The organism is Rhodanobacter thiooxydans LCS2 (assembly GCF_000264375.1).
Taxonomy (GTDB): domain Bacteria; phylum Pseudomonadota; class Gammaproteobacteria; order Xanthomonadales; family Rhodanobacteraceae; genus Rhodanobacter; species Rhodanobacter thiooxydans.
Genome location: NZ_AJXW01000117.1, coordinates 1 through 13,961 on the forward strand (window position 1 = coordinate 1; position 13,961 = coordinate 13,961).

A 13,961-nucleotide genomic window follows, 5' to 3' on the forward strand; every position below is an offset into this window, starting at 1 on the left:
TTGAAGTGGGCAAGCTGCTGCATGGCAAGGAGAAGACCGTCTACGCTGATGCCGGGTATATCGGTGCCGAGAAGCGCGCGCCCAAACGTGGCCGCACGTGGTACATCGCCGCCAAGCGGGGCATGGTCAAGGCGATGCCCGAGGGCGAACTCAAGGATGCCGTCAAGCACACGGAACACATGAAGGCCGCGGTGCGTTCAAAGGTCGAACATCCGTTTCGCGTCGTGAAACGCCAGTTCGGCTTCCAGAAGGTTCGCTTCAAGGGACTGGCCAAGAACACGGCGCAGATACTGACCCTGTTCGCCCTTGTTCAGACGTTCCCTAGGGCCGGAAATCGGAAATCGGAAATCGGAAATCGGAAATCGGGGAAAGCGTAAAGCCCCAGTTCGTCATTCCCGCGAAAGCGGGAATCCATGTTGCCGTTCCGCGAGACGCCAGTGGATTCCCGCTTTCGCGGGAATGACGGCACCGGGGATCTTCCAGATTCGTGGAGTCGCTCATTGCAAATGGCTCCGACTGCAAGGATGAACGGGACCGCTCGCGACCGGGAGGTCGGCGCTGCATCCGGGTAGAATGCAGCTTTAGCCCATCCTTCCGCCGCAAGCGCCATGGTCCTCACCCCCCGCCTGATCCTGCTGCTCCTGCTTGCCGTATTCGTGCTGTGCGTGCTGCTGGTGCACCTGCGCGGCCGCGTGCGGCTGCGTTTCGACCGCCAACTGGTCGACCACTCGGCGGTGTTCGCGCCGTACAACCTGCTGATGTACGCGTTCTCGGCGGTGCCGGCCAAGCCGATTCTCGATCGCCGCGGCTTTCCCGAGCTGGACCTGCTGCAGGCGAACTGGCAGACCATCCGCGATGAAGCACTGCATCTGACCGACCAGGGCTACATCCGCGGCACCACGAAGAACGACGACGCCAGCTTCAACAGCTTCATCAAGCAGGGCTGGAAACGCTTCTACCTGAAGTGGTACGGCGAGCCGCTGGCCTCGGCCGAGGCGCTGTGCCCAAAGACGGTCGAGCTGCTCAACGCCATCCCCGGCATCAAGGCGGCGATGTTCGCCACGCTGGCGCCGAACAGCAAACTCAATCCGCATCGCGATCCGTTCGCCGGCTCGCTGCGCTACCACCTCGGCCTGATCACGCCGAACTCGCGCGACTGCCGTATCCTCGTCGACGGCGAGGAGCACGCCTGGGGCGACGGCAAGGACGTGGTGTTCGACGAAACCTACGTGCACTGGGTAGAGAACAAGACCGACCAGACCCGGGTGATCCTGTTCGCCGACGTGGAGCGCCCGCTGCGCACGTCCTGGATGAGCGCGATCAACCATCGCGTGGGCGCGTTCATGGGCAAGATCACCGCCTCGCCCAACAGCGATGCCGGCACCGAGAAGACCGGCTTCGTCAACCGCCTGTACGCATGGAGCCAGCGCAAGGGCGCCATGCACCATTGGAAGGCGGCGTTCAAGCGACGGCACAAGAAGTTGTACAAGGCCGGCAAGTACGCCGGCATCCTGCTGCTGATGTGGCTGGTTTTTCTGGCGCCCTGGCCGCTGCTCCACTGAGCCGTCACGTTTCACGATGGCGGTGCGTCCTGGCTGCCCCCGGAGCGCCCATGAACCCGCCAACCGCCCTGTTCCGGCAACACCGCCAGCGCCTGTTCGTCCACCGCATGCTCGGCACGCCCCGCGACGCCGACGACGTGCTGCACGGCGCCTGGCTACGCTGGCATGCGCTGGACGTCGAGGCGCTGGACGAGACCCGGAGGCGTGGCTGGTCACCGTGACCACGCGCATCGCGCCAGGCGGTGATCGTGATCAGCAGCTGGAACCGCATCGCCATCCCTTCGCGCGCGGAGCCGGGCAGTTACCAGCCGGCGAAGCACTGACGCGCGGCTAGCAACGACTTCGGCCGAGTCTCAAAGAAAAAGCCGCGGCATGCCCGCGGCTTTTTCTTGTGCAGCGGCGGTGCGGATCAGGCCGCCAGGCGCTTCACGATCGCGTCGGCGAAGCTGCTCGTGCTGCCCTTGCCGCCGATATCCGGCGTCACGCTGTCGCGATCGTTCGTCATGGTGTCGCGGATCGCCTGACGCAGGCGGTCGCCCTTGGCCACCATGTCCAGGTGATCGAGCATGTCGGCCGCCGCCAGCAGCAGCGCGCACGGGTTGGCGATGCCCTTGCCGGCGATGTCCGGCGCCGAACCGTGCACCGCCTCGAAGATCGCCGCGCGCTCGCCGATGTTGTCACCCGGCGCCAGGCCGAGGCCGCCGACCAGGCCGGCGCACAGGTCCGAGAGGATGTCGCCGAACAGGTTGGTGGTGACGATCACGTCGAACTGGTAAGGGTTCATCACCAGCTGCATGCAGGTGTTGTCCACGATCATCTCGTTGAACTCGATCTGCGGGTATTCCTTCGCGATCTCGCGCGCCACGTTGAGGAACAGGCCCGAGCTGGTCTTCAGGATGTTCGCCTTGTGCACCGCGGTGACCTTCTTGCGGCCCTTCCTCACCGCCAGCTCGAACGCGTAGCGCACGATGCGGCTGCTGCCCGCGCGGGTGTTCCGCGCGACCGACTCGGCGATCTCGCCGTCCTCGGACAGGGTCTGCCCCTCGGAGCGGTAGGCGCCCTCGGTGTTCTCGCGCACGGTGATGATGTCGATGTTCTCGTAGCGCGATTTGGTGCCGGGGAAGCTCACCGCCGGGCGCACGTTCGCGTACAGGTCGAAGTGCCGGCGCAGGGTCACGTTGACCGAGGTGAAGCCGCCGCCGATCGGCGTGGTCAGCGGGCCCTTCAGCGCCACCTTGTGTTCGGCGATCTTGTCCAGCGTGGCCTTGGGCAGCAGGTCGCCGTGCTTTTCCAGCGCGACCATGCCGGCGTCGACGAAGTCGTAGGAAAGGCCGCAGTCCAGCGCGTCGAGCACGCGCAGCGTGGCGGTCATGATCTCCGGGCCGATGCCATCGCCGGGGATCACGGCAATCGTCTTGCTCATGGGGGGAACTCCTTGGAACGGAATGCTGCGGGCAGCGCATGCGCATGGGGATACGCAAGCACCGAAACCGGACGATTATCGCCGATCGGCCCCATCGCGAACAGGGCAGCTGTCCCGCAACGCGTTGAAAATACTCGCACGCAGCATTGCAAAAAGCCGCAGGCACCCGCGCTTCACGGGGCCGCGGCGGCTACGCTCCGGCGTGATCGGCGCAGGCAGCCGCATCGCCCGCCTTGCCGGACTCGAGCTGGTCGAGCAGATCCACCGCGCGGCGCAGGTGCGGGATCACGATCGAGCCGCCCACCACCAGGCCCACGCTGAACACCTCGAAGAACTCGTCGCGCTGCACGCCGGCGTCCTTGCACTGCGCCACGTGGTAGCTGATGCAGTCGTCGCAGCGCAGCACCAGCGAGGCGACCAGGCCCAGCATCTCCTTGGTCTTCACGTCCAGCGCGCCGGCCTTGTAGGTCTGCGTGTCCAGCGCGAAGAAGCGCCGCACGACCTGGTTGTCCTCGGCCAGGATGCGCTCGTTCATGCGCTGGCGGAACGCGGTGAACTCGGTGAGGCGGTCGCTCATGCGGCCTGCCCCAGCAGTTCGCCCAGCCGGCCGCTGCGGTCGGCGGCGACCAGGTCGTCGTAGCCACCCACGTGCTGATCGTTGATGAAGATCTGCGGCACCGTGCGGCGGCCGCCGCTGCGTGCCAGCATGGCGTCGCGCTGCGCCGCGTCGGTATCCACGCGCACCTCGGTCCACTCCAGCCCCTTGGACTTGAGCAGGTTCTTGGCCGCCACGCAGTACGGGCATACCGCGGTGGAATAGACCTCGATCTTCGACATCACAACACTCCGCAACTTGGAAAAGGCCACCCTCATATGGGGCCGCACGCCCGCAGCTCAAGCGGAACCGACTCGGCGGGCCACGGTCTCAATGCTATTGTCACCCACCTGATGAGCATGGCACCACGACTACCTGCACCGCGCCTGCTGACGGCGCTGATCACTGCCGGGCTGGCCTGCGCCGCCAGCGCCCAGCAGGATGTGCGCCTGCCCGATCTTGGCAGTTCGGCAAACGCGCTGATCTCGCCGCAGGAAGCACAGGACTACGGCGCTTCCATGCTGCGTCAGATGCGTGCGCTGGACATGGTGGTGGACGACCCGCTGCTGGACGACTACATCAACGACCTCGGCTACCGGCTGGTCGCCAGCAGCGAAAAGCCGAAGGATCACTTCGCGTTCTTCGTGGTCAAGGATGCGGAGATCAACGCGTTTGCGGCCCCCGGCGGCTACATCGCGGTGAATGCCGGGCTGATGACGATCACCCGCGACGAGAGCGAGCTGGCCAGCGTGGTTGCACACGAAATCGGCCACATCACCCAGAACCACCTGCAGCGCGCATTCGAGGACTCGAAGAAGGATGCGCCGCTGATGGCGCTGGTGCTGCTCGGTGCGATCGCTGCCGGCGCCAGCAGCAAGAGCGGCGATGCACCGATGGCGGTGCTGGCCGGCGGCCAGGGCCTGATCGCGCAGAAGTCGATCAACTTCACCCGCAAGGACGAGATCGAGGCAGACCGCGTCGGCATCCAGACGCTGGCCAAGGCCGGTTTCGACCCGAACGCGATGGCCGGCTTCTTCCAGCGCATGCAGGACGTCATGAGCGCCGGTGCCGGCGGCGAGGACGTGCCGGCCCTGCTGCAGACCCATCCGGTGACCACGATGCGCATCAGCGATGCGAAGTCGCGCGCCGGCGCGCTGGCTGCAGCGCAAAAGCTGCGCCCCGCCGCTACCGTCATGGACAAGCTGCAGTGGGAGAAAAGCACCGCACCGATCGCCTTCGTGAAGGATCCCACCTCGCTGTTCCAGCCCTCCGCGCCCGGCCACCTGGGCAGCTACGCCCTGATGCGCGAGCGCGTGCGCGTGCTGGCCGGCGATGCGACCAAGCTGGCCAGCTATTACGGCGCCAACCTGCAGACCCGGCCGGACTTCGACACGCCGGCGAACCGCTACGGCTACGCGCTGGCGCTCATCCGCAGCGGCCGCGGCGCGGCGGCGGTCGAGCAGTTGCAGCCGCTGCTGCAGACCCACTCCGAGAGCCTGATCCTCCAGCTGGCGCTGGCCGATGCCCGCCTGCAGGCCGGCCAGCGCGCCGCAGCGCTGGCAGCGTATGCCGGGCTCAACACCCAGTCTCCGCGCAATCGCGCCGTCGCGCTCGCTTACGCCAAGGCGCTCACCGCCGGCGGCGACCAGCAGCAGGCCCGCCTCGCCGCCGACCTGCTGCGCCCGCTGCTGGACAATGCCAGCGAGCCGGAGATCTACAGCACCTACGCCCGCGCCAGCGACAAGGCCGGCGACAGCGTGCGCGCCGGCGAGGCCTTCGCCGACGCCAGCTACTACTCCGGCCGTCCGTACGACGCGATGGAGCAACTCAAACGACTGCTCAAGCGCGACGACCTGGACTACTACGCACGCGTGCGCATCCAGGCACGCATTACCGAGCTGACCCCGCTGGTGCTGGAACTGCACAAGCGCAAGATCAAGACCGAGGACAGTCCGGGCGACGGGTCCGCGCAATGAATGCGTGCCGCATGTCATCGACACGTAACATGAATCGGCTGCAATATGTCCGTCACAAGCCAAGGCGGACCACGGCGTGCACAAACGCATCCTGATCGTTGAAGACGAAACCTCGATCCGCGAAATGATCGCCTTCGCCTTGCGCAAGGCTGGCATGGACGCGATCCAGGCAGCCGATGCCCGCGCCGCCCAGCTGGCGCTGGCCGAACAAGTGCCCGACCTGATCCTGCTCGACTGGATGCTGCCGGGCACGAGCGGGCTCGAAATGGCCCGGCGCCTGCGCAAGGAAGAACTCAGCCGCGAGATCCCGATCATCATGCTCACCGCCCGCGGCGAGGAAATGGATCGCGTCAACGGCCTCGAAGCCGGTGTCGACGACTACGTGGTGAAACCCTTCTCCACCCGCGAACTGGTTGCCCGGATCAAGGCGGTGCTGCGGCGCAGCCAGGGTGACGACGGCTCCGGCGTGGTCGAGCTGGGCGGCCTGCGCATCGACGGCCCGGCGCACCGGGTGTTCGCCGGCGACGAGCCGGTGTCGATCGGCCCCACCGAATATCGCCTGCTGTATTTCTTCATGACCCACCCCGAGCGCGTCTATTCGCGCACGCAGCTGCTCGACCATGTCTGGGGCGGCAGCGTGTACGTGGAGGAGCGCACCGTGGACGTGCACATCCGCCGGTTGCGCAAGACGCTGGAGCCGTGGAAGCTGGACGAGCTGGTGCAGACCGTGCGCGGCACCGGCTACCGCTTCTCGACCAGCACCTGAGCCGGCGGCAGCTTGCGGCGGGCATCGCTTTTGCCGATGCTGCATGCCTTCCACACGCCGGCGCCCGCATGACCTCGCCTCTCTCCTCCCCCTGGAAACTGTCCGCGGCGCTTGCCGCGGCGCTGGGCGCGGGCGCCGTGCTGGGCTGGCTCGTCGGCGGGCATGCGGTGGCGGGCATCGCGCTGGTCGCCGTGGCCGAAGTCGTCTTGCTGCTGACCCGAATCCGTCATCAAACGCAGGCCATGATGACGGCACCGGCGACTGCCAGCCCTCTCCAGCATGACCGTTTCATGACGCGCTCCCGCCGCATCGCCTCCTCCCTGCGCGATCTTCGCAATGCCGCCGGCCAGTTGCCGGACGCGGTGGTGCTGCTCGACGGGCAGCAGCAGATCCGCTGGTTCAACCACGCCGCCGAAAACCTGCTCGGGCTGCGCCGTCCGCACGATCGCGGTGCCTCGCTGCAGCAGCGGCTGGCCGGCTCGGAGCTGGCCGGCTGGCTGCATGACGGCGCGCACGAGCCGCTCACCGACGCCACCGCACCCGGCCGCGCGGACAGCCAGCTCAACGTCAGCCTGCTGCCGTTCGGCGACCACGAACAGTTGTTGCTGGCGCACGACATCAGCCACCAGAACCGGCTCGAGCAGGTGCGCCGCGACTTCGTGGCGAACGTGTCGCACGAATTGCGCACGCCGCTGACGGTGATCCATGGCTACCTCGAACTGCTCGACCCGGAGGACGTGCCCGAGCTGGCGCCGGTGCTGGACGAAATGCGCACGCAGTCGAAACGCATGGGGCAGATCGTGGAGGATCTGCTGACCCTGTCGCGGCTGGAGACCCAGCACGAAGTGATCGACGAACGCGTGCCGATGGCGGCGCTGCTGGCCACCGTGCGCAAGGAAGCCGAGGCGCTCAGCCAGGGGCGCCACCGCATCGTGCTCGAATCCACCGCCGAAACGGACCTGCTCGGTTCGCCGAAGGACCTGCACAGCGCGCTGTCGAACCTGGCCAGCAACGCGGTGCGCTATACGCCGGCCGGCGGCAGCATCACCATCCGCTGGCAGCGCGTGGCCGACGGCGCGGTGTACTCGGTCAGCGACACCGGCTTCGGCATCCCCGCCTCGCACCTGGCCCGGCTCACCGAACGTTTCTACCGGGTTTCCTCCAGCCGCTCGCGCGAAAGCGGCGGTACCGGCTTGGGCCTGTCGATCGTCAAGCACGTGTTGAACCTGCACCAGGCGCAGTTGAAGATCGAGAGCACGCCGGGCGCCGGTTCCACCTTCTCCTGCCACTTCGGCCCGACTCGGCTGCTGGCCCCCGGCAACGGCAACGAAAGCTGACAACCGCGGCGGCGCGGCATGCAATGGCCCGAACCATGCGCCAGAATGCGGCATGGCCCACGCCTCGCCCACCCCGCCCGATGCCACCGACCTGAGCGCCCCCGGCCTGTACCTCAGCCGGGAGCTGGCCGCGCTGGAGTTCAATTTCCGCGTGCTGGCGATGGCCAGCGACAGCGCTGTGCCGCTGCTGGAGCGATTGCGCTACCTGAGCATCGTGGCGAACAACCTCGACGAGTTCTTCGAGGTACGGGTGGCGATGCTCAAGCACCACCATGCCTACGGCTCGGCCGCGCCTGGGCCCGACGGCATCTCCTCCGGCGAGCTGCTGGCGCGCATCCGCAGCCGCGTGCTGGACCTGGTCGCCGCACAGTACGCCGCCTGGCAGGAGCAGATCAGCCCGCAGCTCGACGCCGAGCAGATCCACATCCTCACCCGCAAGAGCTGGAGCCCGCGCCAGCACCGCTGGCTGCGCGGCTATTTCGAACACGAGGTGTTGCCGGTGCTGTCGCCGCTGGGGCTGGACCCGGCGCACCCGTTCCCGCGCATCCTCAACAAGACACTGAATATCGCGGTGGTGCTGCGCGGCCGCGATGCATTCGGCCACGAAGGCCACATGGCGCTGGTGCGCGCACCGCGTTCGCTGCCGCGGATCATCCGCGTGCCGGCCGAAGTCAGCGGCCCGGGCGAACACTTCGTGTTTCTCGCCGAACTGCTGCAGGCCTTCGTCGACCTGATGTTCCCCGGCCTCAAGGTGGTCGGCTCGTACCAGTTCCGGGTCACCCGCAACAGCGAGCTGATCGTCGAGGAGGCCGAGGTGGAGAACCTTGCCCTGGCGCTCAGCGAGGAACTGGTCGGGCGCGGCTACGCGCGGCCGGTGCGCCTGGAGATCGCCAACGATTGCCCGAAGGCGATCACCGCGATGCTGACCCACAACTTCGAGCTGGACGACGCCGACGTGTACCGCTGCGACGGCCCGGTCAACATCATCCGCGCCGGCCTGATCTACGACTGGCTGGACCGGCCGGAGCTGAAGTTCCCGCGCTTCAACCCGCAGTTGCCGCCGGCACTCGAGAGCAGCCGCAACAAGTTCGACGTGATCGGCCAGCACGACGTGCTGCTGCACCACCCGTACCAGAGCTTCAACGCGGTGATCGACCTGCTGCGCCAGGCCGCCGCCGACCCGCAGGTGCTGGCGATCAAGCAAACGCTGTACCGCGCCGGCGAGGACACCCCGCTGGTCGACCTGCTGGTGGAGGCCGCGCGCAACGGCAAGGACGTCACCGTGGTGATCGAGCTGCGCGCACGTTTCGACGAGGAGGCCAACATCCGCCTCGCCACGCGGCTGCAGGAAGCCGGCGTGCAGGTCGTCTACGGCGTGGTCGGCTACAAGACCCACGCCAAGATGATGCTGATCGTGCGGCGCGAGGGCGAGGCGCTGCGCCGCTACGTGCACCTGTCCACCGGCAACTACCACCAGGCCAACAGCCGCATGTACACCGACATCGGCCTGATGACGGCGAACCCGGAGATCGGCGAGGACCTGCACAAGGTGTTCCAGCAGCTGTCCGGGCTGGGCCCGATCATCGAGCTGAAGCGGCTGCTGCATTCGCCGTTCACGCTGTACCCCAGCGTGCTGGCGAAGATCGAGCGCGAGACTGCGCATGCGCTGGCCGGCCGGCCAGCGCGCATCGTGGCCAAGCTCAACGCGCTGAACGAGGCGCGCGTGATCGAGGCGCTGTACCGCGCATCGCAGACCGGCGTGGAGATCGACCTGATCGTGCGTGGCGCCTGCACCTTGCGCCCGGGCCTGCCCGGCGTCTCCGAACGCATCCGCGTGCGCTCGATCGTGGGGCGCTTCCTCGAACACAGCCGGGTGTACTGGTTCGCCAACGATGGCGACCCCGAGATCTACTGCGCCAGCGCCGACTGGATGGAACGCAACCTGATGCGGCGGATCGAGGTGGCGTTCCCGATCCTCGACCCCGAACTGGCCGCGCGCGTGTTCGAGGAAACCCTGGCCAACGGCCTGGCCGACAATACCCAGGCCTGGCGGCTCGGCGCCGACGGCCGCTACACCCGCGCCGAACCCGGCGACAACCCCCCGTACAGCGCGCAGCAGGCTCTGCTCGAGCGCTACAGCACGTGAACTCTTGCGCATGAAGCAGCGTTTCGCCCATTCCATGCGTGCATGCGAGAATCCGTGCTTTACCGTCGCCGGAGCCCGGGCGTGAGTCCCGCTGAACAGACACCGATCCGTGACGGCGAACTGCTCGCCGCGGTGGACATGGGCTCGAACAGCTTCCATCTGGTGGTGGCGCGCATGGAACACGGCGAGCCGCGCGTGATCGACCGCCTGCGCGACACCGTGCGCATGGCTGCCGGCCTGCGTGCCGACGGCACCCTGGACGCCGAACGGCGTGCCCGCGCGTTGGCCTGCCTGGCCCGTTTCGGCCAGCGCATCGCTGGCCTGCCGTCGATGCGGGTGCGCGCGGTGGCTACCAACACGGTGCGCCGGCTGGCTTCACCACAGACCTTCCTGACCGCCGCCGAGGCGGCGCTGGGCCATCCGATCGAGGTGGTCTCCGGGCGTGAGGAAGGCCGCCTGATCTTCCTCGGCGCCGCGCACGACCTACCCGCCTCGCGCGAGCCGCGCCTCGTCATCGACGTCGGCGGCGGCAGCACCGAGTTCATCATCGGCCGCGGGCTGGCACCGCTGCACACCGAAAGCGTGCAGGCCGGCTGCATCGCCTCGACGCTGCGCTTCTTCCCCGGCGGCAAGCTCACCCGCAAGCGCTGGCAACGCGCGCGCAGCGAGATCGGCGTGCTGCTGCAGCAGTTCGCCGAGGACTACCGCGAATCGGGCTGGCAAGACGTCTATGGTTCCTCCGGTACCGCCAAGTCGATCGGCGCGGTGGTGCAGGCGATGAAGTTCTCCGACGACGGCATCACCCCGGCCTCGCTCGCCGCGCTGGCCGATGCACTGGTTGCGCAGGGCCAGATCGGCACGCTCAAGTTGCCGGGCCTGGTCGAGGAGCGCGCGCCGGTGATCGCCGGCGGCGTGGTGATTTTCGAGGCGGCCTTCGCCGCGCTCGGCATCGAACGGCTGCGCGTGTGCGAAAGCTCGATGCGCGAAGGGCTGCTGTGGGATCTGCTCGGCCGTGCCGGTGGCAGCGACCCGCGCACCGCCAGCATCGACGCGCTGGCCACCCGCTACGGCGTCGACCGCGCCCAGGCACGGCGGGTCGAGTCGACCGCACTGATGCTGTTCGACCAGGTCGCGCGCGCCTGGAAGCTGGACGCCGACGCCCGCGAGTGGCTGTCGTGGGCGTCGCGCGTGCACGAGATCGGCCTGGCCATTGCGCACAGCCAGCACCACCACCACGGCGCGTACATCCTGCGCCACGCCGATCTGGCCGGCTTCTCGCGACAGGAGCAGCAGCTGTTGGCGGCGGTGGTAGAGATGCACCGGCGCAAGCCGGACAAGGCGGCGGCCGCCGCGCTGCCGCAGCGCTACCGCCAGCTGGCCCGCTACACCACCGCGCTGCTGCGCCTGGCGGTGCTGTTCCGCCGCGCGCGCCGCGCCGAGTCGCTGCCGCAGATGAAGCTCGCCGCCACCAGCAAGTCGCTGCGGCTGACCCTGCCGCTGGCCTGGTTCGAGCAGCACCCGCTCAGCGAGGCCGACCTGCAGCAGGAACAGGCGCCGATGGCCGATCTCGGCATCAAGCTGGACATCTCCAGCAGCTGATCGCGCCGACAAACCCGCTTCAGCTGCGGCCGCGTATCATGTCCGGACGCCCAGACCATTCCGATGCCCATGTCGAAATTCCTGCTCGCCACGCTGCTGCTGATCCTGTCGCCAACACTGGCAGCGCAAGCCGCCAAACCGACGTCGGCCACCACCGCCACCACCATGCCACCGCCGCAGGTCGTGCTGCGCACCTCGCAGGGCGACATCACGCTGGAGCTGTACCCGGACAAGGCGCCCAAGAGCGTGGCCAATTTCCTGCAGTACGTGCGCGACGGCTTCTACGATGGCACCGTGTTGCACCGTGCCATTCCCGGCTACCTGGTGCAGGGCGGTCTGTACACCCGCGACCTGCAGCCCAAACGCACGCGCTCGGCGGTTGCCAACGAGGCAGACAACGGCCTGTCCAACCTGCGCGGCACGGTGGCCGTCGCCCGCGGCGCCGACCCGAACTCCGGCACCGCGCAATTCTTCTTCAACCTGGTCGACAACCGCCGGCTGGATTTTGTCGGCACCCAGAGCGGGCTGACCTGGGGCTATACCGTATTCGGCAAGGTCATCAAGGGCATGGACGTGGTCGACAAGATCGCCGCCCTGCCCACCCGCCCGCTCGGCCCGTTCGCCGGCGACGTGCCGGACCCGCTGGTGCTGATCAAGAGCGCCCACGTGGTCGGCGAGGAAGCCCCGCCCCCCGCCGCCACGGCGGCACCGGCCGCCGCAGCAAGCATCGCCCCAGCGCCCAAGCCGCGCAGGAAAGCCGCCAAGCCCACCGGCAAGGGCTGACGACGCGATGGCCACCCTGTTCATCGCCGACCTGCATCTGGACCCCGGTCGTCCACAGATCAGCGGACTGTTCGAGCGCTATCTCACCGGCGACGAAGTGCGCCACGCCGATGCGCTGTACATCCTCGGCGACCTGGTCGAGGCCTGGGTCGGCGACGACGACGACGCCGAGCTGCCGGCGCGCATCGCCGCCGCCACCCGCGCCGTGCGCGACGCCGGCGTGCCGGTGTACTTCATGGTCGGCAACCGCGATTTCCTGCTCGGCCCGGCTTTCGCCGAGCGTGCCGGCCTGACCCTGCTCGACGACGGCACCGTGCACGACATCCAGGGTCACCGCACCCTGCTGATGCACGGCGACGTGCTTTGCACCGACGACCTCGCCTACCAGGCGGTGCGCCGGCAGGTGCGCACACCCGAGTGGCAGGCGCAGATCCTGGCGATGCCGTTGCAGGCGCGCCGCGCGTTCGCCGCCAAGGCGCGCGAGGACAGCAAGGCGCACACCGGCAGCACCATCGAAAGCATCATGGACGTCAACACGCAGGCCGTGGCCGAGGCCATGCGCAAGGCGCGCGTGACCCGACTGATCCATGGCCACACGCACCGGCCCGCCGTGCACGACTTCCGGCTCGACGGCGCACCAGCGCAACGGATCGTGCTGGGCGATTGGTACGAGCACGGCTCGGTGCTGCGGGTGGACGCGGCCGGGGTCGAACTGCGCGGACTGGCGGTAACATGAATCGCCTCGCGCCGGCGCGCACCCGTCGCCGAGCCAGCGGGGCAAGGTGAGTCGATGTCCGGCCTCCTCGGCGATACGGCGACTCGCGACTACTCGCGCAAATTGCAGTTGTTCAACGCCTTCGCCGAACCCGAACTTCGCCTGGCCATCGCCAGCCTGGACCCGCAGCCCGGTGCACGCGTACTCGATGCGGGCTGCGGCACCGGCGAGATGCTGCGTTGGTTCGCCGATGCGGTGGGCCCTGGCGGTACTGTAGTCGGCATCGACCTGGCGACAGCGCACGCGACCGCCGCCCGCGCATGCGCTGCCGCCCAAGCCCTCGTGCTGCAGGCGGACCTGCTGCACGCACCGCTGTGCGCCGGCAGCTTCGACCGGATCTGGTGCATGAACACGGTCAACCACCTGCGCGATCCGCTGGCCGGCGTCGAGCGGTTGGCTGCCCTGCTGCGCCCCGCCGGACGCATCGCGCTGTGCCAGAGCTCGCTGCTGCCCGACATGTACTTCGCCTGGGACGCGCGGCTCGAGCGCCTGGTCAACGAAGCGGTGCGCCAGTACTACCGCGACCGCTACGGCGTCAGCGAACGCGAGCTGGCGGCAGTCCGCGCCCTGGTCGGCGTGCTGCGCCGGGCGCAATTGCGCAAGGTCCGCGCGCAGACGTTCGTGATCGAGCGCGTATTCCCGCTCGGCGCAGCCGATGAGGCCTATCTGGCCGAAGCCATCTTCCGTGACAGCTGGGGAACGCGGTTGCAGCCGTACCTGTCCAGCGCCGACTACGACGAGCTCGCGCGCCTGTGCGACCCACGGCACCCGCAGTTCGCCCTGCGCCGAATGGACTTCCATTTCCTGCAGACTTTCACGGTGGTGTGCGGGGAGCTGTGAGGTCGAGCGGCAAGCGGGCGGGATGAATTGCCTGCACTGCATCCTTCCGCCGGGAGCGCAAAAAAACACCCCTCAATGAAGGACGGACCAGCGTGATGCCTGCAGGGGATTGTTCGGCCCGTTCATGGACCTCACCTCTCCGCGCTGCGCGCTCCAGGG

Annotated in this window: 14 protein-coding genes; 11 read left to right on the forward strand and 3 right to left on the reverse strand. The window is 68.1% G+C overall.

Going from position 1 to position 13,961, the window contains the following annotated elements:
* From UUA_RS17890 to UUA_RS19050, 3 genes are all read left to right on the forward strand, one after another.
* A partial coding sequence (locus UUA_RS17890; RefSeq protein ID WP_008439507.1) for an IS5/IS1182 family transposase occupies positions 1-377 on the forward strand: 377 nt, incomplete at its 5' end.
* A gap of 231 nt (positions 378-608) precedes the next feature.
* Entirely contained in the window at positions 609-1,562 is a 954-nt protein-coding gene (locus UUA_RS17895) for an aspartyl/asparaginyl beta-hydroxylase domain-containing protein (protein ID WP_008439509.1), read from the forward strand.
* A 50-nt stretch (positions 1,563-1,612) separates the two neighbouring features.
* Complete coding sequence (locus UUA_RS19050; protein ID WP_008439511.1) at positions 1,613-1,783, forward strand: hypothetical protein; 171 nt, start codon at positions 1,613-1,615, stop codon at positions 1,781-1,783.
* A gap of 188 nt (positions 1,784-1,971) precedes the next feature.
* Here UUA_RS19050 and UUA_RS17900 read toward each other — a convergent pair whose 3' ends face one another.
* The 3 genes from UUA_RS17900 to grxC form a co-directional block, all read right to left on the reverse strand.
* Positions 1,972-2,985 (reverse strand): isocitrate dehydrogenase, encoded by a 1,014-nt coding sequence (locus UUA_RS17900; protein ID WP_008439512.1) that lies wholly within the window; start codon positions 2,983-2,985, stop codon positions 1,972-1,974.
* A gap of 190 nt (positions 2,986-3,175) precedes the next feature.
* Positions 3,176-3,562 carry a carboxymuconolactone decarboxylase family protein gene (locus tag UUA_RS17905; protein WP_008439514.1) on the reverse strand — a complete coding sequence of 129 codons (387 nt, stop codon included), beginning with the start codon at positions 3,560-3,562 and terminating at the stop codon, positions 3,176-3,178.
* The gene (gene grxC, locus UUA_RS17910; protein ID WP_008439515.1) at positions 3,559-3,822 is read right to left on the reverse strand and encodes a glutaredoxin 3; all 264 of its coding nucleotides are present in this window, start codon (positions 3,820-3,822) and stop codon (positions 3,559-3,561) included. The genes UUA_RS17905 and grxC overlap by 4 nt, the downstream gene beginning before the upstream one ends.
* Before the next feature lie 111 nt (positions 3,823-3,933).
* Between grxC and UUA_RS17915 the strand changes: the two genes are divergently transcribed.
* The 8 genes from UUA_RS17915 to UUA_RS18640 all read left to right on the forward strand — a co-directional run bounded on the left by UUA_RS17915 (position 3,934) and on the right by UUA_RS18640 (position 13,802).
* Positions 3,934-5,556, forward strand: coding sequence for a M48 family metalloprotease (locus UUA_RS17915; RefSeq protein ID WP_235605968.1), 1,623 nt, complete (start codon positions 3,934-3,936; stop codon positions 5,554-5,556).
* Between the two features lie 76 nt (positions 5,557-5,632).
* Complete coding sequence (gene phoB / locus UUA_RS17920; RefSeq protein WP_008439518.1) at positions 5,633-6,322, forward strand: phosphate regulon transcriptional regulator PhoB; 690 nt, start codon at positions 5,633-5,635, stop codon at positions 6,320-6,322.
* Between the two features lie 68 nt (positions 6,323-6,390).
* Positions 6,391-7,659: a phosphate regulon sensor histidine kinase PhoR gene (gene phoR, locus UUA_RS17925; RefSeq protein WP_008439520.1), complete on the forward strand. Its 1,269-nt coding sequence runs from the start codon at positions 6,391-6,393 to the stop codon at positions 7,657-7,659.
* A 52-nt stretch (positions 7,660-7,711) separates the two neighbouring features.
* Positions 7,712-9,805, forward strand: coding sequence for a polyphosphate kinase 1 (ppk1, locus tag UUA_RS17930; RefSeq protein ID WP_008439521.1), 2,094 nt, complete (start codon positions 7,712-7,714; stop codon positions 9,803-9,805).
* A gap of 81 nt (positions 9,806-9,886) precedes the next feature.
* The gene (locus UUA_RS17935) at positions 9,887-11,404 is read left to right on the forward strand and encodes a Ppx/GppA phosphatase family protein (RefSeq protein WP_008439523.1); all 1,518 of its coding nucleotides are present in this window, start codon (positions 9,887-9,889) and stop codon (positions 11,402-11,404) included.
* Between the two features lie 69 nt (positions 11,405-11,473).
* Positions 11,474-12,187: a peptidylprolyl isomerase gene (locus UUA_RS17940; protein WP_008439524.1), complete on the forward strand. Its 714-nt coding sequence runs from the start codon at positions 11,474-11,476 to the stop codon at positions 12,185-12,187.
* A gap of 7 nt (positions 12,188-12,194) precedes the next feature.
* Positions 12,195-12,923, forward strand: coding sequence for a UDP-2,3-diacylglucosamine diphosphatase (locus UUA_RS17945; RefSeq protein ID WP_008439525.1), 729 nt, complete (start codon positions 12,195-12,197; stop codon positions 12,921-12,923).
* A 54-nt stretch (positions 12,924-12,977) separates the two neighbouring features.
* Entirely contained in the window at positions 12,978-13,802 is an 825-nt protein-coding gene (locus tag UUA_RS18640; protein ID WP_008439526.1) for a class I SAM-dependent methyltransferase, read from the forward strand.
* Positions 13,803-13,961 lie beyond the last annotated feature (159 nt).

Bases quoted from the DNA above. Each gene is read 5' to 3' on its own strand.
- UUA_RS17905 (WP_008439514.1), bottom strand. From the start codon at position 3,562: ATGAGCGACCGCCTCACCGAGTTCACCGCGTTCCGCCAGCGCATGAAC.
- phoR (WP_008439520.1), top strand. From the start codon at position 6,391: ATGACCTCGCCTCTCTCCTCCCCCTGGAAACTGTCCGCGGCGCTTGCC.
- grxC (WP_008439515.1), bottom strand. From the start codon at position 3,822: ATGTCGAAGATCGAGGTCTATTCCACCGCGGTATGCCCGTACTGCGTG.
- UUA_RS19050 (WP_008439511.1), top strand. From the start codon at position 1,613: ATGAACCCGCCAACCGCCCTGTTCCGGCAACACCGCCAGCGCCTGTTC.
- UUA_RS17895 (WP_008439509.1), top strand. From the start codon at position 609: ATGGTCCTCACCCCCCGCCTGATCCTGCTGCTCCTGCTTGCCGTATTC.
- UUA_RS17945 (WP_008439525.1), top strand. From the start codon at position 12,195: ATGGCCACCCTGTTCATCGCCGACCTGCATCTGGACCCCGGTCGTCCA.
- UUA_RS17940 (WP_008439524.1), top strand. From the start codon at position 11,474: ATGTCGAAATTCCTGCTCGCCACGCTGCTGCTGATCCTGTCGCCAACA.
- UUA_RS17900 (WP_008439512.1), bottom strand. From the start codon at position 2,985: ATGAGCAAGACGATTGCCGTGATCCCCGGCGATGGCATCGGCCCGGAG.
- UUA_RS18640 (WP_008439526.1), top strand. From the start codon at position 12,978: ATGTCCGGCCTCCTCGGCGATACGGCGACTCGCGACTACTCGCGCAAA.
- ppk1 (WP_008439521.1), top strand. From the start codon at position 7,712: ATGGCCCACGCCTCGCCCACCCCGCCCGATGCCACCGACCTGAGCGCC.
- UUA_RS17915 (WP_235605968.1), top strand. From the start codon at position 3,934: ATGAGCATGGCACCACGACTACCTGCACCGCGCCTGCTGACGGCGCTG.